The following is a 21030-nucleotide window of genomic DNA, read 5'->3' as shown; positions in this document are numbered from 1 at the left end:
CGCTCAGTCCGCGTTCTCCGCTTCTTCCCGCCCCTGCTGCCGGATCAGCGCTTCCTGCCGCGCATCCTCGATGGAATCCAGCACGGCATCGACGTCGGCCTCGTGCGTCGCGAAATCGAACTTCCCCGTGAGCTCCGAATCCGGTTGCAGTTCACCGGCCTCGAACAACGCCCACATCTCTTCGCCGAAATGCAGCATGTCGAGCTCCGGCGCGAAGAAGGCGAGGGCGGAGCGCAGCTTGTTGACGTCGCGCAGCAGCATCGCGCGTGCATGGTTGTTGCCGGCCGCGCTCACCGCCTGCGGCAAGTCGATGATCACCGGACCGTGCGCATCGACCAACACGTTGTACTCGGACAGGTCGCCGTGGATCATGCCCACGCACAGCATGCGCACGACCTGGCGCACCAGGAAGACGAAGTATTCGCGCGCGGTCTCCGCATCGAGTTCCACTTCGCCGAGGCGCGGCGCACTGTGGCCTTCGCTGTCGGTCACCAGCTCCATCACCAGCACGCCGTTGAAATAGCCGTAGGGCTTCGGCACGCGCACGCCGGCGGCGCTCAGCTGGTAGAGCGCATCGACCTCGGTGTTCTTCCACGCTTCTTCCAGCGCCTTCTTGCCGTACTTGCTGGCCTTGCCCATCGCGCGCGCCTGGCGGCTGCCGCGCACCTTGCGGCCTTCCTGGTACTGCGAGCGCGCCTGGAAACTGCGCTGGGCCATGTCCTTGTAGACCTTGGCGCAGCGCAATTCGTCGTCGCTGCGCACGACATACACAGACGCTTCCTTGCCGCTCTTGAGCTGGCGGACGACGGCGTGGATCACGCCATCGTCGAGCAGGGCTTGCAGGCCGGCGGGGGTTTTCATGGGCGCGCGACCTGGAACGGGCACGCATTATCGCCCGGCGGTGATGACGACGATGCCGCGCAACGGCGGCGCTGTGCCTGCCGCCCGCGCACGGACGGCAGGCAGCGGGAACCGTTACTTCGCAGCCGGCGCCGGATCGTCGGACGGATGGTCGACGATGTAGACCCAGCGCCCGTCGATCTTCTTCTGCACATCGGTATAGCGTCCGCGTTCCACCGACGCGGCCTGCGTCTTCTTGTCGACCAGGTTCACCACGTAGGTGCCCCAGGTCACCCGCGTGTCGCCCATCGCTTCTTCGCCGAGCTGCGTCAGCGTGGCGTCCTTGACCGTCGCGCCCGCGAAGTAGCCCGCGAACCCGTCGCGGATCGCCGTGCGCCCCTTCGCCATCGGCCCGCCGGGGAACCACATGACCGCGTCCTCGGCGTAGCAAGGCGCCAGCGCATCGGCGTTGCTGGCCCGGAAGCCGGCCAGGAAGCAATCGGTGGCGGATTGCGGTTCGGCCGCCGCGGCCGTTCCGGCCAGGGCCAGGCCACACGTCAACAGCGCCGCGCCAAAACGGTTTCGTGCCTGCATTGCGGTTCTCCCGGGAAGGGGCCCCCACGGCCCGTAACAGGCTGTACGCCATCTCATCCGCGGATCGGCCATCCGGATCGGGAGCCGGGGTGCGCCGTCACCGCTCCGGCCAATGCCACGCCGGCGTATCCAGCAGCCCCTGTCCCGCAACGCGCGTTTCGCTGTCGCGCTTCTCGAGATGCACGCTGTTGCAGCCCTCGTCTTCCTCCAGCGCCGCAATCAACCGCGACGCATGCGACACCACCCACACCTGGCAGCGCTGGGCAGCGGCACGAATCAACCGCGCGAGCGGCGGCAGCAAGTCGGGATGCAAACTCGTCTCGGGTTCGTTGAGCACCATCAGCGCCGGCGGCCGCGGCGTATGCAACGCCGCGATCCACAACAGGTAACGCAAGGTGCCATCGGAGAGCTCCGCCGCATCGAGCGGGCGCAGCAATCCCACCTGGTCGAAGCGCAACCGGAAGCGCCCCGCTTCTTCCATCACCGAGACGCTTGCGCCAGGAAACGCATCGTCCACCGCCGCATCCAGCGCTTCCACGTCGCCGATCTCCACGATCGTCTGCCACGCGGCCGCGAGGTCGCTGCCGTCGTGGCTCAGCACCGGCGTGCGCGTGCCGGGTTGCGACTGGCGCGCGGGCGCGTCGCGGTCGGAGCGGAAGTGGTCATAGAAGCGCCAGCCGCGGATGCGTTCGCGCAGCACGAGCACTTCGGGCGAGGGCGCGGGATCGACGACGTGGTCGAACAGGCTGTCGAACGCCGGCAGGTGCTGCTGCGCCACGCGCCAGCTGCGCCCGTCGCGCACGCGCACCATCGGGCCGCTGCGATCGACGAGCAGGTTGGACGCGCGCAGGAATGGGCCGCTCCAGATCGCCTCGCGCTTGATCTCCGGATCCAGGCGGAATTGCGAGGAGGAGGGCGTCGGCAACCCGAGATCGATCGCGTATCCGAAATCCTCGCCCGCGAACCCGAGCCGCAACGCGATCGGTTGCGTGCGCACGGTGCCTTGCGACCCACCGCCTTCGGGCCCGGCCCACAACGTCGACTGCAAACCGCCTTCGCGCGCGAGCGCGGGGACCACGCCGCCGCGCGAGGTTTCCGCGAGCAGGCGCAATGCGCGGTAGAGGTTCGACTTGCCGCTGCCGTTGGCGCCGGTGACGAGGTTGAGGCGCGACATCGGGACGACGATGTCGCGCAGCGATCGGTAACTCGAGACGGCCAGGGTGGTGAGCATGGCCGTCGTCTCCGTCAAAGCATGGGCAACTTGAGGCCCTGTTCCTTCGCGCAGGCCTTCGCGATCTCGTACCCCGCATCCGCATGCCGCATCACGCCGGTGCCCGGGTCGTTCCACAACACGCGCGCGATGCGCTTGTCGGCTGCCTCGGTGCCGTCGCACACGATCACGACGCCGCTGTGCTGCGAATACCCCATGCCCACGCCGCCGCCGTGGTGCAGGCTCACCCACGTCGCGCCGCCGGCGACGTTGAGCATCGCGTTGAGCAGCGGCCAGTCGCTCACGGCGTCGCTGCCGTCGCGCATCGCTTCGGTTTCGCGGTTGGGCGAGGCGACGCTGCCGCTGTCCAGATGATCGCGGCCGATGACGACCGGCGCCTTCAATTCCCCGTTGCGCACCATCTCGTTGAACGCCAGGCCCAGCTTGTGGCGCAGGCCCAGGCCCACCCAGCAGATGCGCGCGGGCAAGCCCTGGAAGCTGATGCGTTCGCGCGCCATGTCGAGCCAGCGGTGCAGGTGCGCGTCGTCGGGAATGAGTTCCTTGACCTTCGCATCCGTCCTGTAGATGTCTTCCGGGTCGCCGCTCAGCGCCACCCAGCGGAACGGGCCCACGCCGCGGCAGAACAGCGGCCGCACGTACGCCGGCACGAAGCCGGGGAAGTCGAATGCGTTCGTGCAGCCTTCGTCCTTCGCCATCTGGCGGATGTTGTTGCCGTAGTCGAACACGGGGATGCCCATGTCCTCGAACGCGAGCATCGCTTCGACGTGCACGCGCATGGATTTCTTCGCGGCATCGCGCACGCGCACCGGGTCTTCGGTCTGCATGCGCAGCCACTGGTCCACCGTCCAGCCGATCGGCAGGTAGCCGTGCACGGGGTCGTGCGCGGACGTCTGGTCGGTGACGGCATCGGGGCGCACGCCGCGGCGCACGAGTTCGGGCAGGATTTCCGCGGCGTTGCCGAGCAACGCGATCGACTTCGCTTCGCCGGCCGCGCAGTACTTCTCGATGCGGGCGAGGGCGTCATCGAGGTCGGTGGCCTGTTCGTCGACGTAGCGCGTGCGCAGGCGCATGTCGATGCGCGACTGCTGGCATTCGATGTTGAGCGAGCACGCACCGGCGAGCGACGCGGCCAGCGGCTGCGCGCCACCCATGCCGCCGAGGCCCGCGGTGAGGATCCACTTGCCGGTGAGGTTGCCGTCGTAATGCTGGCGGCCCATCTCGACGAAGGTTTCGTACGTGCCCTGCACGATGCCCTGCGAGCCGATGTAGATCCACGAGCCGGCCGTCATCTGGCCGTACATCATCAGACCCTTCCGATCGAGCTCGTTGAAGTGTTCCCACGTCGCCCAGTGCGGCACGAGGTTGGAATTGGCGAGCAGCACGCGCGGTGCGTCGGCGTGCGTGGGAAAGATGCCGACGGGCTTGCCGGACTGGATCAGCAGCGTTTCGTCGTCGCGCAATTCCTTGAGCGACTTGATGATCGCGTCGTAACACTCCCAGTCGCGCGCCGCGCGGCCGATGCCGCCATAGACCACCAGCTCCGCGGGATTCTCGGCGACCTCCGGATCGAGGTTGTTCTGCAGCATCCGGAACGGCGCTTCGGACAACCAGGACTTGCAGCTGAGCTGGTTGCCGCGCGGTGCGCGGATGGTGCGGCTGGGATCCTTGCGGGTGGACATCGGCGACTCCGGCGCGGGGAAGCGGGATTATCGCTCCGATGCGGCCCCGCGTTCAGCCCGCGCGCTGCGGGCAGGCCATGCGCCCGGCGTGGAAGGCGGCCACGTCCGCGTCGGTGGCGGGCTTCGGCGCCGCGCCGCCATCCAGCAGCACGCGCCAGGTGCCGTCGCGGTCGCGGTGCCAGGTGGAGACGAAGGTCGACGTCGAGATGCGCTTCGGGGTCTTCCCGGCGGGCGATTGCAGCAGGGCGCGGCCGGTCGAATACGCGATGTCGGGTTCGCCGCCGATGGCCACGGCCGTCGGGTACCACGACAACACCAGGGCCGAGCCGTCGATGATCCCGACCCAGTCTTCCAGGATCGCCGCGCGGCCGTGCTTCGGATCGCCCGAGCCCACGCCGAACACCGCATCGGCGGCGACGAAATCGGCGAAGGCCTTCGCGTCGTGCGCCTTCACGCTGTCGGCGAACGCGAGCTCGCGCGACCACACCGCGCATTCGGCCGCGCTGAAGGTGGGCGAGGGCGGCGACGGTTTCGGCGCCTCCTTCGACTGCGCGAACGCGAGCGTGCACAGGGCCAGTGCCGAAGCCCCCGCGATCCGGACGAACGTGCGTTGCGACATGGCCGTGCTCCAGCGAGGCGGAGCGCCGACTATCGACCCCCGCGCGCGCCGCGGCCAGCGACGAAAGTCACGGCGCGCCGCTAAGATCGGCCGCATGACGCCTTCCCTGCGGGCCGCCGCGGCCCTGTTGCTGTGCACCATGCTCGCGGCCTGCGCCGGGGCGCCGACGCCGTCGCCCGCGCCCGCGCCTGCGATGGCCACGCCGCCGGTGCCCGTCGTGCTGGTGTCGATCGACGGCTTCCGCGCGGATTACCTCGATCGCGGCATCACGCCCACGCTCTCGCGCATCGCACGCGAAGGCGTGCGCGGCGACGGCATGACGCCGTCGTATCCCTCGCTCACGTTTCCCAACCACTACACGCTGGTGACGGGCTTGCGTCCCGACCGCCACGGCGTCGTGCAGAACACGATGCGCGATGCGGTGCTCGGCCCGTTCAAGTCGAGCAACGAAGCCAACGCGGGCGATGCGCGCTGGTGGAATGGTGGCGAACCGCTGTGGGTCACCGCCGAACGCGCGGGCGTGCGCACCGCGACGATGTTCTGGCCCGGATCGCAGGCGCCCATCCATGGCGTGCATCCGCGCGAGTGGGTGCGTTACGACAAGACGCTCGGCAACGACGCCCGCGTGGACCAGGTGGTCACGTGGCTGCGTGCGCCGGAAGCGGAGCGCCCGCGACTGGTGACGCTGTATTTCGAAACGCTCGACGTGGTCGGGCACGACTTCGGGCCGGACAGCCCGGAGATGGCGCGTGCCATTGCATCGGTGGATGCGAGCATTGCGCGGCTGGTGGATGCGCTCGGGCCGCAGGTGAACCTGGTCATCGTGTCGGACCACGGCATGGCGGCGGTGCCGCCGGGTCAGCTCATCGCGGTGGAAGACATGGTCGATCCGGCCGATGCGGAGGTCATCGCGACGGGGCAATCGGTGGGGTTTGCGCCGCGTCCCGGCCGCACGCGCGCCGCGGAAGCGCAACTGCTCGGCGCGCATCCGCATTACGAATGCTGGAAGAAGTCCGGCCTGCCCGCGCGCTGGCACTACGGAACCAATCCCCGCGTGCCGCCGATCGTCTGCCAGGTGGAAGCGGGGTGGGATGCGATCCACCGCGCCGATTTCGTGAAGCGCCCCGCGCATGCGCGCGGATCGCATGGCTACGATCCGGCGCTGCCGGTGATGCGTGCGTTGTTCGTGGCACGCGGGCCCGCGTTCCGTGCGGGCGCGCGCTTGCCGGTGTTCGACAACGTCGACGTCTATCCGTTGCTCGCCAGGTTGATCGACGTACCGCCGTTGCCGAACGATGGAACGATCGCGCCGTTGTTGCCGGCGTTGAAATGACTCAGCGGTGGCGGTCTTCGCGACCGGCCTGCAACTCCGCCTTGCTCAGGAACCCGTCGCGGTTCTCGTCGATCCACTGGAAGCGATCGGCGAGCTGCGGCATTTTTTCCTGCACTTCCACGCGGCCCAGCTTGCCGTCGCGGTTGAGGTCGGCCTGCGCGAAGCGTTCGTTGAAGCGCGCGGCGCGTTCGGCCTCGCGCTGCGGGCGCATGCGCTCGTGGTAGGCGCGCAGTTCGGAGCGCACGAGGTAACCGTCGCGGTTGGTGTCCATCGCGGCGAAGTCGACGGGCTTGTGGTCCTTCATGTGCGCCTGCATGCGGGCCTGGCGTTCGGGATCCTTCGCCATGCGCGCTTCGCGTTCCGCGCGGCCAGCGTCGAATTCGGCCCGGCTGATGCGGCCGTCGTTGTCGGTGTCGAGGCGTTCGATGCCGCCGCCGCGATGCATGCCGCGATGCATGCCCTCGGGCTTGGCGGCCTGGGTCTGCGCCAGCACGGGCGCGGACGCGAGCAGCAGGGCGGCGGTGAGCAGCTGGATTTTCATGGTGTCTCCGTTCGGCGGCACCGTTGCCGCGCGTGGCGAAGGAAACGCAGGCGGTGCGGTCGAGTTGACACGCGGCCCGCCGGATTCAGCCAGCGGACGTGAACGTGAGTGCCTGCGACGGTCCGGCGCCGGGCGGCATCCATGGCCCTCGACGCCCACCGCTCCCGGAGTTCGCATGTTCCGTCTCGCCCCGCTGGCCCTGTCGTGCCTGCTCGCCACCGCTGCCGTCGCCAGCGCCGCCATGGCCGCCCCGGTATCCACCGCGCCCGCCGCCGCGCGATTCGATGCGAAGGCGCTCGCGACCGCGCTCGACGCGCGCATCGACGACGCCGCGCGCGCCGGCTTCAGCGGCACCGTGCTCGTCGCCGATGGCACGCACGTGGTGTACGAACGCAGCGTCGGCCTCGCCGATCCCGCGGGCGCGAAGATCGGGCCGGACACGCGCTTCAACATGGCGTCCACCGGCAAGCTGTTCACCACGGTGTCCATCCTGCAACTCGTGCAGCAGGGGAAGCTCGACCTCGACGCCCCCATCCGCCGCTATCTCCCGAAGTGGCCGGTTGCCAGCGTGCGCGACCACGTCACCGTGCGCGAACTGCTGATGCACACCTCCGGCCTCGGCCTGTACTGGGGCGAGGATTTCCAGGCACGCCGCGCATCGCTGCACACGTTGTCCGATTACATCCCGCTGCTCGCGAAGGAACCCGAGTTCACGCCCGGCACCGCGTGGCGTTACAGCAACAGCGGTTTCATGGTGCTGGGCCTCATCGTCGAAGCGGTGTCGAAGCAGGACTACTACGCGTACGTCGCCGAGCACATCTTCCAGCCCGCCGGCATGCACGACACCGGTTACTTCGAGGTCGACGGCAAGGCCACGAACGTCGCGACGCCGATGCCCGGCGGCACCGGTGCGGATGCGCACACCGCGTTGCGCATGCCGGAACCGCGCGGCGGCGCCGCAGGCGGCGGTTATTCCACGCCGCGCGATCTGCTGAAGTTCCATCGCGCGCTCACCGTCGGCAAGCTGCTCGATGCGAAGACGCGCGCGTTGTTGTTCGCGCCGGTGACGTTGCCCGCGGGATCGCATGCGCCGCCGCACGGCCTCGGCCTGTTGCGCTTCGCGGTCGGGAACGATGTCGGCTACGGCCATCCGGGCGGCGCGCCCGGCGTGGGCGTGGATTTCCGCGCCACGCGCGACAGCGGTTGGTCGGTGATCGTGATGAGCAACAGCGGATCCCCGCGCACGATGCCGTTCGCCGACGCACTGCTGGGCGACGTGGCCGCCGCAGGTGCGCCGGATCTGCGCTTCCCGATGCCGTAGCGCCAAGCGCAGCGGGCTTCCCGATCCAATTCAGGAAGCCCGTTTTCCGCGCAGTCATGTTCGGATCGACCATCTGCGCACGCTGCGCGCAAGCGGCCATAACTGAAGAATTCAGTCATTTACACGGCTTTTTTCTCACTCCCCTGTCACTGCGCGGAACCTAGGATTGCGCTCAATCCGATGGCCACCCGCCCTTATGTCGCCGAGTGAATACGAGTACCTCTTCATCCTGGACGCCCTCGAACGGAAGGAGCCCATCTTTCCGTTCATCGTGACCGCGTTGAAGGAATCGGGTCTCGTCGACGTGAGCGACGAGGGCATCTGCCTGACTGCCGCGGGCGAATCGCTGATGCATTCCATCAGCGAACACCAGCATCCGGATGCGCAGGCCGCCAATGACGACGGCCATCGCTTCGGCAGGCAGTAACGTTCAGCCCGCGAGCGCCAATACCGCGCGCGCTGCACGATCCACTTCGTCCGGCGTATTCACCAGGCTCGGTGCAAGCCGCGCGTACGAGATCGCGTAAGGACTCGTGCTCGCCACGATCTTGCGCTCGCCCAGCCGCTTCACGATCTCCTCCGGCTTCAGCCCGTCGATCTCGAACGCGACGAGGCCTGCGGACAACGCGGCCGACCGCGGCGTGTGCACCTTGATCTTCTTGTTCTCGGCGAGCTGCGCCTTCAGGCGTTCGTTGAGTTCGCTGATGCGCGCGGCGACGCGTGCGCGGCCCATCGCCTCGTGCATCTGGAAGGCCGCCGACATCGCCCACTGGTGTTCGAACGCGTGGAATCCGCCGGGCGCGATGCGTGATGCCGTCGTCGGCCCCTTGATCGGACGGTTCTCCGCCCACGCGTTGTAGCTCTCCAGGTCGGTGAAGTTCGGCACCGTCGGCCGCAGCCGCGCCCAGCCGTCCGCGGTGGACCACGCGATGCCGGTACCGCGCGGCGCGAAGATCCACTTGTGCGTCCCGGCGGCGATGTAATCGGCGCCGAGCGAGGTGAGCACCGGTTCGGCCGCGCCGATGCCATGCACGCCATCCAGCACCACCAGGATGTCGGGATGCCTGGCCTTCAGCGCTTGCGTGAGTTCGCGGACCGGCAAGCGCATGCCGGTGCTCGAATGCACCCACGTCATGCCGACCACGCGCGTCTTCGGCCCGATGCCGGCGAGCAGGCGCTGCACGAGGCTGTCCACCGTCGCCTCGCTGGCCTCGTCGTACAACGCCACGCGCCGCGTCGTCGCGCCCGCGCGTTCGGTGGCGAAGCGGATCGCTTCGTGGTGCGAGTAGTGATCGTGCGTGGTCGCGAGCACTTCGTCGCCGGCCTTCAGCGGCAGGCCGTGGTAGATCAGCGCGAGGCCTTCGGTCGTCGCGCGCACCAACGCGATGTCGTCGCGCCTGGCGCCGATGTAACCCGCGACCACCTGCTGCACCTGCAGCGGGATGTTGTGCGATTCCTCTTCGAACATCCCTTGCTCGATCACGCGGAAGGGATTGCGGTCCATCGTGCGCCGCCAGGTTTCGATCGCATTGCGCACCGGCGTGGGATGGCTGGCGATGAAGAAGCTCGCGAAATGCAGCAGCTCAGGGTCCAGCGCGAACTGCGCGCGCACGTTGGCCCAGTTCGTGAGGTCGGGCAGCGGTGCGGTCTCGGCCGCCAGCGCGCTCAGCAGCGCACCACTGGCGGCCACGCCGCCGAGGGCGACGGGCGCGGCGAGGAACTGACGGCGGGTGACAGCCATGCGGAGGCTCCTGGCGGGGGACCCTCATGGCAACGCGCGGTCCACGGCGGAACGGACACCGCGCGTCGGCGGGACCACGATTCACCTTCGATTCGATCCCCGCGCGAGCCCAGCGCCTACACTGGCGCACCCCCGTCCGGAACCCGATCGCACGATGCGCATGCGCTGGTGGCCCGCGTCTTCCATGTTGCTCGCCGCCGTGTTGTGCGTGGCGTGCAATCGCGCGCCCGCACCCGTGGCGGGCCCCGCGCCGGCCGCCTCCACGCAGGCCGACGCCGACAGCGGCACGGACTTCGGCGCGGTTTCCGTGGATGCCCCGAAGCCCAAGCGGCACAAGGTCAACATCGCGAAGACCACCGAGTGGCCGGATTCCACGCTCGAGTCGGGCACGGCCACCATCACGTGCGATACCGACGCGAAAGTCGACGGCGAAGGCATCACGTTCTCCGACCTCGCATTCTTCTCCGTGCTCGACGCGATGCTGCCGTGCAAGGACGCCGGCGTGCTGCGCCTGCGCTACCGCGGCCGCATCGCCGGCGACTTCACCAACCTGGTCGAACGCGTCGGCAACATGTCGGTGCGCATGGGCATCAAGCAGCGCATCCTCGACATCGATTCCAGCGGCGGCCAGGTCGAGGACGCCATCCGCGCGGGCGACATCATCGCCGACGGCAACTGGACGATCTGGGTGCGCGAACACGCGGTCTGCCACAGCGCCTGCGTGCTGCTGCTGGCCGGCGGCGACGATCGCGTCATCTCCGGCGCGGTCGGCATCCACCGCATCATCCGCATCCAGTCCGATGCGACTTCGCGCGCGGAACTCAGCGCCGAACTGCACGAAGTGCACGACGAAATGAAGGCCTACCTCGAGCGCAACGGCGCGGGCGTGGCGGTCGCCGACTTCATGATGACCGTGCCCAACCGCAGCCTGCGCCTGCTCACGCCGGCCGAACTCGTGGGGTTCGGCCTCACCGGGCGCAACGCCGCGCAGGAAGACCTGGAACGCATCCGGCTGGTGCGCCGCTGCGGCCTGGACTTCGTGCGTCGCGAAGACGCGTTCTATCGCGCGTACGACCAGCAATGCACGCAGGTCGCCGAAGGCGTGGCCTCCATCAACGCGTGCGGCCTGGCGTTGCGTCCCGAATACGGCTTCCCGGACAAGACGTGCCCGGAAGAAAGCCCGCTGGCCGAACTCGACGTGCCCGCCACGCCGGCCGAAGCACCGGCCGCGCCCGAAGCCGACGCCGGGCCGCAGCAGACCGCCGCGCACTGATCACCGACGAGCGGCGGGGCGCCGCAAAAAAAGCGAGAAGTGCGACGCGGTTCCCAATTGCGTGCGCGTGATAGCGTCCGTTCCACTGCAAGGGGGCTTCGCAAATGGGTCGGAAGGTGGCGTATGCGCCGCGTCGGGGACGCGCGCGCTGGTTCGTGTTGGTCGGTCTGGCGCTCGTGGGCGGCGTGGGCTACGTGGCCCACCAGCAGGCGAATGCGCTCGCGGGGCAGGTGCTCAACGTGGCCTTCGCCAATTCGGACACCGAGATCCGGGGCCTCGTCTATCCGGACTGGAACGGCGACGTCGTCGCCAGCGACGTGTCGCTCTATCTCGCCTCGCCCGCGGGCTCGGCGCCCGCCGCCGAAGCCGCCGCGGCCGTCGCGCCGGATTCGGCGGACGAAGCCGCCCGCCTGCATTTCGAACGCCTGCGCATCACCGTGCCGGGCGGCTGGTCGTTCTTCCTGGCCAACCTGGTCGACATGCGCCTGGAAAAGGCCAACCTCGACGGCTTCAAGCTCGCCATCGATGGTTTCGATTCCAAGGCCGGCGTGGATCCCACGCTCGGCGTACTCGGCCCGATCGGCGCGATCAGCGCCTCGCCCTTCGAGAGCGAAGGCTGCATGCAGCACGCGTACTTCGTGCGCGACGAACTCGTCGCGATGGGCCTGAAGCCCGGCAAGACCTCGCTGAGCTACGACGTGCGCGAAGCCAACGACCGCGTCACCACGCAGATCGTGCTGATGACGCCGGGCGTGTCGCGCACGCAGTACAACCGCGAAGAAACCCTGGCGAAGGACATCAGCGTGCTGCACCTGGCCGACGTGGCCACCGCCACGCATGCCGAAAGCTGGGACGTGAGCGACCAGGGCTTCGTCGACGCGCGCAACGCGTGGTGCGCGAAGCAGGATGGCGTGGACAAGGAAACCTTCGTCGGCCGGCATCTTGCATCGGTGCTGCGCCTGCTCGAAGTGCGCGGCCTCGTGCCCGATGCCGGCACCGTCACGTCGTATCGCGATTTCGCCTGGAAGGGCGGGCAGTTCGCCTTCGGCGGCACCTACGCCTCGCCGTTGCACAGCAGCGAGCGCACGGCCGCGCGTCGCGACGGTGCGGCGATGCTGCGCCTGCAGGCCAAGGTCGAACATGGCGCGCACAACGATCCGGTGCAGTGGCGCGGCACGATGCCCAAACCGCTGGCCGAGCGCGGTGCCACCTTCGCCGCGATCGTGAAGGAACACGGCGGCGTCGCGCCCGCGACCGGCGCGCCGGATCCGATCGAGCCGCCGGCGCCCGTCGTCGTGCACACCGCCAACAACGGCGTGCGCACCGCGAGCTCGGAATACGCCTCGTCGTTCGACGCGCCCACCGCGCCGCCGGGCGGTCGCCTGGCGTGGGAGCAGCTGGCGCAATACCAGGGCCACACGCTGCAGTTCTTCACGATGCATGCCGAGCCGCGCACCGCCACGCTGGTGTCGGTGGACGGCCGCGAAGCGCACGTGCGCGCCAGGATGGAAGGCGGGCACGCAGATTACCGGATTTCGCGCGAGGCGTTCGAGCGGGCCCTGCTGATCCAGTGAGTCAGGCGACGACGTCGATCGCGACGTCGTCCACCGCCACGCGCTGGCCCGCATGGATCTTGCAGGTCTTCCGCAGCTCCACCTGGCCGTCCACGGTCACCACGCCGCTGGCCACCAGGTGCTTGCCGGCACCGCCGCTGTCGACGACACCGACGAGCTTGAGCAGCTGGTGGAGTTCGACGTGATCGTGCCCGTCCAGGGCGAATTCGAGGCGTTGCATTCGGGGCGGGGACCTGGGGTTTGGGGGGAATCGGGCGGCGTCACGGCCGGAGGCGCACAATACCGCCCCCCACGAGTGGCCGGAGTGCCCATGTCGACCCCTGACGGCGAGCCCGCCGCGTCCCTGCGATTCGCCGACCTCGGCCTGCCCCCGGCCATCATGGCCGCGGTCGAGGCCGTGGGTTACGAGACCCCATCCCCCATCCAGGCCGCGACCATCCCCGCGCTGCTGGAGAACCGCGACGTCCTGGGCCAGGCCCAGACGGGCACCGGCAAGACGGCCGCGTTCGCGCTGCCGATCCTGGCGCGCATCGACCTCACCAAGACCAAGCCGCAGGCCCTGGTGCTCGCGCCCACGCGCGAACTGGCCATCCAGGTCGCCGAGGCCTTCCAGAAGTACGCCGCGCACATGCCCGGCTTCCACGTGCTGCCGATCTACGGCGGCCAGAGCTACCAGCCGCAGCTCTCCGCGCTCAAGCGCGGCGTGCACGTGGTGGTGGGCACGCCCGGTCGCGTGATCGATCACCTCGAACGCGGCTCGCTGGATCTCTCCGGCCTGACCTCGCTGGTGCTCGACGAAGCCGACGAGATGCTGCGCATGGGTTTCATCGACGACGTCGAGACCGTGCTGAAGAAGACGCCGGAAGGTCGTCGCGTCGCGCTGTTCTCCGCCACGATGCCCTCGCAGGTGCGCCGCATCGCGCAGACCTACTTGCGCAATCCGGTCGAAGTGACCATCCAGGCGAAGACCACCACGGCGACCAACATCCGCCAGCGCTACTGGTTCGTCGCCGGCATGCACAAGCTCGATGCGTTGACGCGCATCCTGGAAGCCGAGCCGTACGAGGCGATGATCGTGTTCGCGCGCACCAAGCTGGGCACCGACGAACTCGCGCAGAAGCTGCAGGCGCGGGGGCTCGCCGCCGCCGCGATCAACGGCGACGTCGAACAGAAACTGCGCGAACGCACCATCCAGCGCCTGAAGGACGGCGAGCTCGACATCCTCGTGGCCACCGACGTCGCCGCGCGCGGCCTGGACGTGGAACGCATCAGCCACGTGCTGAACTACGACATCCCGTACGACACCGAAAGCTACGTGCACCGCATCGGCCGTACCGGCCGCGCGGGCCGCAGCGGCGAGGCGATCCTGTTCGTGACGCCGCGCGAGAAGGGCATGCTGCGCGCGATCGAGCGCGCCACGCGCCAGCCGATCACCGAAATGCAGTTGCCCAGCGTCGAAGCCGTCAACGACCGTCGCGTCGCGAAGTTCCTTTCGCGCATCGGCGAAGCGCTGCAGACCGAAGGCGAACTCGACACGTATCGCGACCTCGTGCTGCGCTACCAGCGCGAACACGACGTGCCGCTGCACGACATCGCCGCCGCGCTCGCCAAGCTGGTGCAGGGCAAGACGCCGTTGCTGCTGGAACCGGAGAAGCCGCGTCCCGCGTTCGAACGCACCGAGCGGCCCGACCGCGCGCCGCGCCAGGACCGCGCGAGCTTCGACCGTCCGGAACGCCCGGCCTTCGATCGCGGCGACCGTGGTGAACGCCCGGGCGCCCCGCGTCCGCCGCGCAAGGATGTCGGCCCGCGTTCGGCGCCCGACGCCGGCATGGAGACGTACCGCATCGAAGTGGGCCACCGCCACGGCGTGAAGCCCGGCAACATCGTCGGCGCGATCGCGAACGAAGCGGACCTGGAGAGCAAGTACATCGGCCGCATCGACATCCACGACGACTTCTCGCTGCTCGATTTGCCCGAAGGCATGCCGCCGGAACTGATGACGCACCTGAAGAAAGTGCGCGTGGCCGGCCAGCCGTTGCGGATCAGCCGGATGGGCGAGGGCGGCAACACGTTGCCGGCGCACACGCCGCGCAGTGCGCCGCCGCGGGCGCCGCATCGGAAGGGGCCACCGCCCCGTCGCTGAGCAAAGAAAAAGCCGCGCACCGAAATGCGCGGCTTTTTTGTTTTCCCCGGTCCTTGGTCCCAGGTCCCCGGTCCCGGCGATCAAGCCACCGCAGGCGACTCCATCGATTCGTCGGCCACCGGCGTGGCAGCCTCGACGGCCTTCACCTTCTTCTGCTTCACCGGCTTCAGCGATTCGCGGTACTGCGCATCGCTCGCCAGCGCAGCCATGCCGTACAGGCGCGCCGCGCGGCCCCAGGCGATCGCCATCACCACCAGCTGCACGAGTAGCAGGCCGGCGATGAACCCGCCGACGCTCGCCGCGCCCACCTGCGTGCGCGCGAAGCCGAACACCAGCGCCAGGCCTTCGCCGAGCAACAGCGTGCCGAGGTACACGATCAGCACGGCGAGCGGACGCCGGAAGAACAGCTTCGTGCCGCGCCACCAGGCCTTCACCACCGAACGGCGCGCCGGTTCCGCGGCGAGCATGCCGCGGCCGGCTTCCACCGTGGCGTGCGCGATGACGAACAGCACGCCGAACACGATCAACCCGAGGCGATGCGCGTTGTCGCCGACGCTCGCGAGGATCGCGGTTTCCGCCTGCGTGTCGGCCCACTTGCCCATCCCGGCGAACACCGCGAACGCGATGCCCAGCGGCACCAGCGCCCACAGCAGCATGCGGAACATGCGGCCGTATTCGCGCAGGCCGAACTGCAGCAGGTTGGCGAAGCGGAGCGTCTGCCCCGCGCGGATCGACGCGACGACCATGCCCGTCAGCCACGGGGCGATCAGCAACGCGAGCAACGCGCTGCCCATGCCCGCGCCGGCGATGAGGTCGCCGCCCTGGTTGTCGAACATCGGCTTGAAGACTTCGAACATCTGCGCCATGTCGAAGCGCTGCGCGATGTCGCCCGCGTTGATGGCGTGGTCCAGCCGCGACGACAACGCCTGCCACACGGGCAGCGTCACGACGAGCGCCGGCAGCGCCAGGCCCACGGCCCACAGCACCAGCAGGCGCCACTGGAATGCGCGCGCGACGCCGCTGACCAGCGCGCCGACGCCGCCTTGCTTGCTCACGGATGCGTTCACAGGGTCACCATCACGGAATAGAGGGATTGCAGGGCGGCGAACACGTCGGCGGTCCAGCGACGCGACGCAGCCGTGTTGGCTTCGCGCGTCTGGCCGTCGTCGAGCTTGTCGCGGTCGAGGTTGATGCGGCGTTCCGGATCCAGCTGCACCGACACCGCGCGGCTGCGCGTCACGAGCTGCCAGCGGGCCCAGCGTTCGCCGCTGGCGTCATCCCAGCGGAACGCCTTCGAGCTGCCGTCCTCGAAGCGCACCAGCACGGTCTGCGGCACCGACGCGCCTTCGCGCTTGACCACCACGTGCGTGTGGTACGGGAACGGACCTTCGCCGTCCTTCGCCTTGGGATGCGCCTTCTTCCAGGTCTCGCGCAGCTTGTCGACGGTCTTGTCGATCTGGGCCTGCGTGAGTTCGACCGGCTTGCCCTTCCACTCCACCAGGCCCGGCGCCGGCAGCACTTCCTCGCTTTCGAACTTCGCGATGCGGTCGTCGACCTTCTGCGTGCCGTACACCTGCTGCGCGAACACGCGCTCGACCAGCGCGCGCTGGCCCGTCGACTCGGCGAGGGTCTGCTGCAGGTCGGCGATGCTCGGGTGGCGGAACTTCCACGTCGCGTAGTACTGCTTGAACGCGCGCTCCAGCGCATCGTGCCCGACCATTTCCTCCAGGTCGTGCATCGTCGTCGCCGTGCGCGAGTACACCGTGCCGTAGCTGCCGCTGGAATAGCGGTCCCACGAATTGCCGCCCAGCGGATCGGCCGGGTTGTCGAGCATCGCGCCGAGGCGCTGCTCGTCGAACGGGTTCATCGACACGTCGAACTTCAGCGCCTTCGTCAGCCACGTGTTCGCGGTGATGCGCGTCTTCGCGGCGCGCTCCATGCGGTGGTCCCAGTACTCGTTCAGGCCTTCGTCGAGCATGGGCTCTTCGAATTCGTTCGAGCCGAGGATGCCGTAGAAGTAGCCGTGGCCGAATTCGTGGATGGTCACGAAGTCGAGCATGTAGCGGTCGAGCGTGCCGGGACGCGGGTCGTCCACGTAGTCGGCGGTGAAGAGCGTCGGGTATTCCATGCCGCCGGCTTCGCGCGCGTTGTACGGCGGGACGACGGCGGTGACCGTCTTGTACGGGTAGTCGCCGAGCGTCTTGGAGAAATACGCCAGCGACGCGATCGTCGCATCCAGCACCGGCTTGGCGTTCGATTCGTATTCCGGGTGGTACAGCACGCGCACCTGCACCGGGCCGTTCGCGCCGTGGTACACGCCGTCGAGCGGCTTGGCGAAACGCTTGTCGGCGGTCCACGCGAAGTCGTGCACGTCGCCCTGCACGAAGTGGTGCGTCACCGTGTCCTTGCTGGTCACCGGCGCGCCTTGCTCTTCGCCCGTGGCGCCGACGGTCCAGCCCTTCGGCACCGTCAGCGACACGTCGTACAGGCCGTAGTCGGCGTAGAACTCGCTGTGCATGTGGAACTCGTGCACGTTCCAGCGCGGGGCGGTGGCGCCGCGTTCGCCGGGCAGTTCGAGCACGCCGATCTTCGGGAACCACTGGCCCACGAGATGGAACGTGCCGTAGTAGCCCGTGCGTGCGCTGACGCGCGGCAGCTTGTTGAAGAAGTCGATGTCGAGCGTCGTGCTGCCGCCCGGCGCCACGGCTTCCGGCAGGTCCAGGCGCACCACGGTGCGATCGGTCGACGGGCCGTTGTCGGGATGCACGTACGACCAGTTCACCTTCGCGCCGCCCTGTTCGACGCGCTGCAGGCGCGTGTAGCCCCAGCCGCCCTTGTCCACTTTCACGCCGCTGCGGAACCCGAAGCTGTTCTGCTTCTGCTCGGTGTAGAACGTGCTGCCCGGACCCTCGAACGCATTGAGGTACAGGTGCAGGTACACGCTGCGCACCGGCACGGCGCTGCGGTTGCGCCAGGTCAGTTGCTGCTTGCCGTCGATCGTGTGCTTGTCCGGATCGAGCGTCGCGGCGATCTTGTAGGTGACCACGCGATCGGACAGCGTGCCTTCGCTGCCGGTGCGTGCGCCGCCCCAGGCCTCCGGTGCGCTCGGCACCGACACGGCCGCGGCATGCGGCGATGCAAACGGAATGTCGTCGGCCACCGGGGGTGCGGTGGCGGGAACGACGGCCTTCGGTGCGGTGGCGGCGAGCGCGCACGTACCGACGAGCGCAAGGCCGATGGCCCAGCGCGGGAACTTGATGGAATTGGTCATGGTGTCCTCAGCGTCCGTTGACGCTGTAGCGCCCCGGCCCGAGCAGCGCCAGTGCGATTGCGGTGAACAGGTACATGCCCTGCAGTTCGAGCGCCCAACCACCTTGCTCGTTGATGTGCGTCAGGTCGGCCATGTGCACGAGCGCGAAGGCGAACAGCATGTTGATCGCGACGAGCAACGCACCGATGCGCGCGTAGAAGCCCGCGATGAGCATCAGCGGTCCGAGCACTTCGCCGGCGAGCACGCCGTAGCCGAGCACGCCGGGCAGCCCGTGCGCTTCGACCATGCCGACGATGCCGCCCATGCCGCCGCGCAGTTTCGCGATGCCGTGCAAAAGCACGAGTGCGCCCAGGATGACGCGCAGGATCAGGCGTCCCAGGTCGTTCTGTGTGTTCTGGTTCATTGCTCCCCCAAGGATGATGAAACGGCCACCCGCACCCCCCGTGCAGGCCACCGGCGGAGCATATGCGGCGCGGCGGCCGCTGTCGCGTCCATCCATTGGCTGCCACGGTGCGGCGGCACGGGGTAGGGAGAGACGGGACGGGCGAGGGCGGTTGCATGCACCGCGGGCGCGTCGTCCGCGGGGCGCGCGGAGCTCGGCGGTAGAGCGGGCTTCACCTGCAACGAACAACGCCGGTCGCCCAATCGGCAGCGCGGGCAGGGGGAACGCGTTCGCGTCCGTTCCGCAGTCCCTCCACATTCCGGGAGTTCCCCGCATGAAAGTCATCGCAACGACCTGCGCGGTCGGCCTGCTGTCGGCTGCCGTCGCCCTTGCCGTCCAGGCCGCCGCCGCCGCTCCGGGCGCGCGCGACGATCGCGCCGCCACCCATGTCACCCGCGGCTCGAACGGACAGGCGCTGACTGTGCCCTCGCAGGCGGCGCCTTCGACGGTCGTCGCGAACTTCCTGCGCGGGAAGGGGGTCGGCGCCGGCGCCCTCAGTGCCTTGCGCGTGCGGTCCGATGCGCCCGGCATCAAGGGCGTCCGGCAGCTGCGCATGCAGCAGGAAGTCGGCGGCCTCGTGGTGCATGGCGCCTACGTCAAGGCCGCGGTTGGCCGCAATGGCGCACTGCTGAGCGTCATCGAGAACCTCGCGCCTGTGCCCGCCACCGGCCTGCAGGCGGCGAAGATCGACGAAACCGGCGCACTGCGCGTGGCGCTGTCCGCGCGCAGGATCGCCGGCGCTGCCCCCGCACGCGTGCTGAAGGCGGGCGCCGCCACGAAGTTCGCGAAAGCCCGCGGCTTCCACGAAGGCCCGATCGTGACCCGCGTCGCCGTGCCGATGGCCGATGGCGGAATGCAGGTGGGGTTCGTCGTCGAAACCTGGCGCGAAGCGGGCAACGACCTTGTCGAAACGCTGGTGTCCGGCGATGGCCGCGTGCTCGACACGAGCCACCGCACGGCGCGCGACGACTATCGCGTCTTCACCGTGGATCCGGACAAGACGCCGCAGGCGATCGTCAGCGGGCCGGTGGGCTGGCTGTTCAACGGCAGCAACCTGAGCGACAACATCGCCGGCAACAACGTGCACGCCTACCTGGACACCGACAACAACGGACTCCCGGACGCCGGCGGCACGCGCGTTGCGAACCGCCGTTTCCTCGCCACTTTCGACCCGAACGTGCAGCCCTCCGACGGCAGCAACCCGGATGTCGCGGTGCAGAACCTGTTCTACCTCAACAACGTCATCCACGATCGCCTGTATGCCGCGGGCTTCGACGAAGCCGCGGGCAACTTCCAGGAAAACAACTTCGGCCTGGGCGGCAACGCCAAGGGCAGCGATTCGGTGAACGCCGAAGCGCAGGATGGCGGCAGCACGGACAACGCCAACTTCGCCACGCCGAACGACGGGCGCAATCCGCGCATGCAGATGTACCTGTGGTCGTCGCCGGAACCGGACCATCAGGTGCTCGCCGGCGGCAATACGTTCGCAGCGCGCCGCGCGGAGTTCTCGCCGCCGTTCACCCCGTCGGGCCTGCAGGGGACGGTCGTCGCCGCCCTCGACGGGGGTGGGGCGAGCAACGCCGACGGTTGCGAGGCCATCACCACCAACGTCAGCGGGCGGATCGCGCTGGTCGATCGCGGCACGTGCACCTTCGTCGTCAAGGCGGCCAACGCGCAGGCGGCGGGCGCGGTCGCCATGATCGTGGCGAACAACCAGGCCGGCGATCCGATCGTCATGGGTGGCACGGACCCGCAGATTCCCGCGGTGATGGTGACGCAGGCCGCGGGCGCCACGCTCCGCGCGTCCTCGCCGATCGCGGCCACGATCCGCGTGATCGATCCGCCGCTGATCCGGCGCGACGGCGACGTCGACTCCGACATCGTCTGGCACGAATACGGCCACGGCCTGACGTGGCGCATGATCGATCGCATGGACGGCCCGCTGGGCGGCGCGATCGGCGAAGGCATGGGCGACACGCTGGCGATCATCGTCAACGACGACGACAGCGTCGCCGAATACGCCACGGGCCTGCCGAACGGCCTGCGCACGGAGCGTTACGCGAATTACTCGCGCACCTACGGCGACATCCAGGGCACCGAAGTGCACTTCGACGGCGAGGTGTATGGCGCGATCGGCTGGCAGGTCTGGAAGAACTTCCAGGCGGCGGGATTCACGGCCGACCAGACGTTGGCGGTCCTCGTCGATGGCATGAACTACACGCCGGCCGAACCGACGTTCGAGGACATGCGCGATGGCATCCTCGCCCCGCTGACCGACGTGGGCCGGCAATGCCTCGTGTGGCGTGCGTTCGCGAAGTACGGCGTGGGTGTCGGCGCGCATGGTTCGGCGCGCGGCACGAAGGTGGTGATCCGCGAGTCGTTCGCGGTGCCCGCGGCTTGCGGCGCACCCTGACCGAGCGGGAAGCAA

The 21030-nt window shown here is 68.9% G+C and carries 18 protein-coding genes; 7 read left to right on the top strand and 11 right to left on the bottom strand.

Annotated features, from left to right (window positions below):
* Window positions 1-3: 3 nt before the first annotated feature.
* The 5 genes from LYSHEL_RS02210 to LYSHEL_RS02190 all read right to left on the bottom strand — a co-directional run bounded on the left by LYSHEL_RS02210 (window position 4) and on the right by LYSHEL_RS02190 (window position 4963).
* On the bottom strand, window positions 4-861 hold the full coding sequence (locus LYSHEL_RS02210; protein WP_213435410.1) for a PA4780 family RIO1-like protein kinase: 858 nt from the start codon (window positions 859-861) through the stop codon (window positions 4-6).
* Between the two features lie 114 nt (window positions 862-975).
* A complete protein-coding gene (locus LYSHEL_RS02205; protein WP_213435409.1) occupies window positions 976-1434 on the bottom strand; it encodes a YybH family protein in 459 nt (152 codons plus the stop codon).
* 97 nt (window positions 1435-1531) lie between these two features.
* Window positions 1532-2665: an AAA family ATPase gene (locus LYSHEL_RS02200; RefSeq protein ID WP_213435408.1), complete on the bottom strand. Its 1134-nt coding sequence runs from the start codon at window positions 2663-2665 to the stop codon at window positions 1532-1534.
* A gap of 14 nt (window positions 2666-2679) precedes the next feature.
* Window positions 2680-4344: a urocanate hydratase gene (gene hutU, locus LYSHEL_RS02195; protein WP_213435407.1), complete on the bottom strand. Its 1665-nt coding sequence runs from the start codon at window positions 4342-4344 to the stop codon at window positions 2680-2682.
* Between the two features lie 52 nt (window positions 4345-4396).
* The gene (locus tag LYSHEL_RS02190) at window positions 4397-4963 is read right to left on the bottom strand and encodes a DUF4440 domain-containing protein (RefSeq protein ID WP_213435406.1); all 567 of its coding nucleotides are present in this window, start codon (window positions 4961-4963) and stop codon (window positions 4397-4399) included.
* A 94-nt stretch (window positions 4964-5057) separates the two neighbouring features.
* Here LYSHEL_RS02190 and LYSHEL_RS02185 point away from each other — a divergent pair, with 94 nt between their 5' ends.
* Window positions 5058-6296 (top strand): alkaline phosphatase family protein, encoded by a 1239-nt coding sequence (locus LYSHEL_RS02185; RefSeq protein ID WP_213435405.1) that lies wholly within the window; start codon window positions 5058-5060, stop codon window positions 6294-6296.
* A gap of 1 nt (window position 6297) precedes the next feature.
* Here the strand turns inward: LYSHEL_RS02185 and LYSHEL_RS02180 are convergent, their stop codons facing one another.
* Window positions 6298-6837, bottom strand: coding sequence for an EF-hand domain-containing protein (locus tag LYSHEL_RS02180; RefSeq protein WP_213435404.1), 540 nt, complete (start codon window positions 6835-6837; stop codon window positions 6298-6300).
* Window positions 6838-7012: 175 nt separating this feature from the next.
* Here LYSHEL_RS02180 and LYSHEL_RS02175 point away from each other — a divergent pair, with 175 nt between their 5' ends.
* On the top strand, window positions 7013-8158 hold the full coding sequence (locus tag LYSHEL_RS02175; protein ID WP_213435403.1) for a serine hydrolase domain-containing protein: 1146 nt from the start codon (window positions 7013-7015) through the stop codon (window positions 8156-8158).
* Window positions 8159-8354: 196 nt separating this feature from the next.
* Window positions 8355-8585, top strand: coding sequence for a hypothetical protein (locus LYSHEL_RS02170; RefSeq protein WP_213435402.1), 231 nt, complete (start codon window positions 8355-8357; stop codon window positions 8583-8585).
* Window positions 8586-8588: 3 nt separating this feature from the next.
* On the opposite strand, the gene LYSHEL_RS02165 is transcribed toward LYSHEL_RS02170, so the two are convergent.
* The gene (locus LYSHEL_RS02165; RefSeq protein ID WP_213435401.1) at window positions 8589-9899 is read right to left on the bottom strand and encodes an aminotransferase class V-fold PLP-dependent enzyme; all 1311 of its coding nucleotides are present in this window, start codon (window positions 9897-9899) and stop codon (window positions 8589-8591) included.
* Window positions 9900-10053: 154 nt separating this feature from the next.
* Here LYSHEL_RS02165 and LYSHEL_RS02160 point away from each other — a divergent pair, with 154 nt between their 5' ends.
* Together LYSHEL_RS02160 and LYSHEL_RS02155 are read left to right on the top strand one after the other, a co-directional pair.
* Entirely contained in the window at window positions 10054-11172 is a 1119-nt protein-coding gene (locus LYSHEL_RS02160) for a COG3904 family protein (protein WP_213435400.1), read from the top strand.
* Window positions 11173-11276: 104 nt separating this feature from the next.
* Window positions 11277-12746, top strand: coding sequence for a hypothetical protein (locus tag LYSHEL_RS02155; protein WP_213435399.1), 1470 nt, complete (start codon window positions 11277-11279; stop codon window positions 12744-12746).
* A gap of 1 nt (window position 12747) precedes the next feature.
* Here the strand turns inward: LYSHEL_RS02155 and LYSHEL_RS02150 are convergent, their stop codons facing one another.
* Window positions 12748-12966 carry an RNA-binding S4 domain-containing protein gene (locus LYSHEL_RS02150; RefSeq protein ID WP_213435398.1) on the bottom strand — a complete coding sequence of 73 codons (219 nt, stop codon included), beginning with the start codon at window positions 12964-12966 and terminating at the stop codon, window positions 12748-12750.
* A gap of 90 nt (window positions 12967-13056) precedes the next feature.
* Here LYSHEL_RS02150 and LYSHEL_RS02145 point away from each other — a divergent pair, with 90 nt between their 5' ends.
* Window positions 13057-14889: a DEAD/DEAH box helicase gene (locus tag LYSHEL_RS02145; RefSeq protein WP_213435397.1), complete on the top strand. Its 1833-nt coding sequence runs from the start codon at window positions 13057-13059 to the stop codon at window positions 14887-14889.
* Window positions 14890-14969: 80 nt separating this feature from the next.
* Here LYSHEL_RS02145 and LYSHEL_RS02140 read toward each other — a convergent pair whose 3' ends face one another.
* From LYSHEL_RS02140 to LYSHEL_RS02130, 3 genes are read right to left on the bottom strand one after another with little or no spacing between them, the layout of a single operon-like run.
* Window positions 14970-15944: a hypothetical protein gene (locus LYSHEL_RS02140; protein WP_213435396.1), complete on the bottom strand. Its 975-nt coding sequence runs from the start codon at window positions 15942-15944 to the stop codon at window positions 14970-14972.
* Between the two features lie 8 nt (window positions 15945-15952).
* Window positions 15953-18160, bottom strand: coding sequence for a M1 family metallopeptidase (locus tag LYSHEL_RS02135; RefSeq protein WP_213435395.1), 2208 nt, complete (start codon window positions 18158-18160; stop codon window positions 15953-15955).
* Window positions 18161-18167: 7 nt separating this feature from the next.
* Window positions 18168-18563, bottom strand: a complete 396-nt coding sequence (locus LYSHEL_RS02130) for a DoxX family protein (protein WP_213435394.1) — start codon at window positions 18561-18563, stop codon at window positions 18168-18170.
* Window positions 18564-18876: 313 nt separating this feature from the next.
* Between LYSHEL_RS02130 and LYSHEL_RS02125 the strand changes: the two genes are divergently transcribed.
* Entirely contained in the window at window positions 18877-21015 is a 2139-nt protein-coding gene (locus LYSHEL_RS02125) for a M36 family metallopeptidase (RefSeq protein ID WP_213435393.1), read from the top strand.
* The last annotated feature ends 15 nt before the right edge of the window (window positions 21016-21030 follow it).

It is taken from the genome of Lysobacter helvus (assembly GCF_018406645.1).
In the GTDB taxonomy this organism is placed as follows: Bacteria; Pseudomonadota; Gammaproteobacteria; order Xanthomonadales; family Xanthomonadaceae; genus Noviluteimonas; species Noviluteimonas caseinilytica.
The sequence above is the reverse complement of the archived record's forward strand: the minus strand, read 5'-3'. Positions and strand labels throughout refer to the sequence as shown.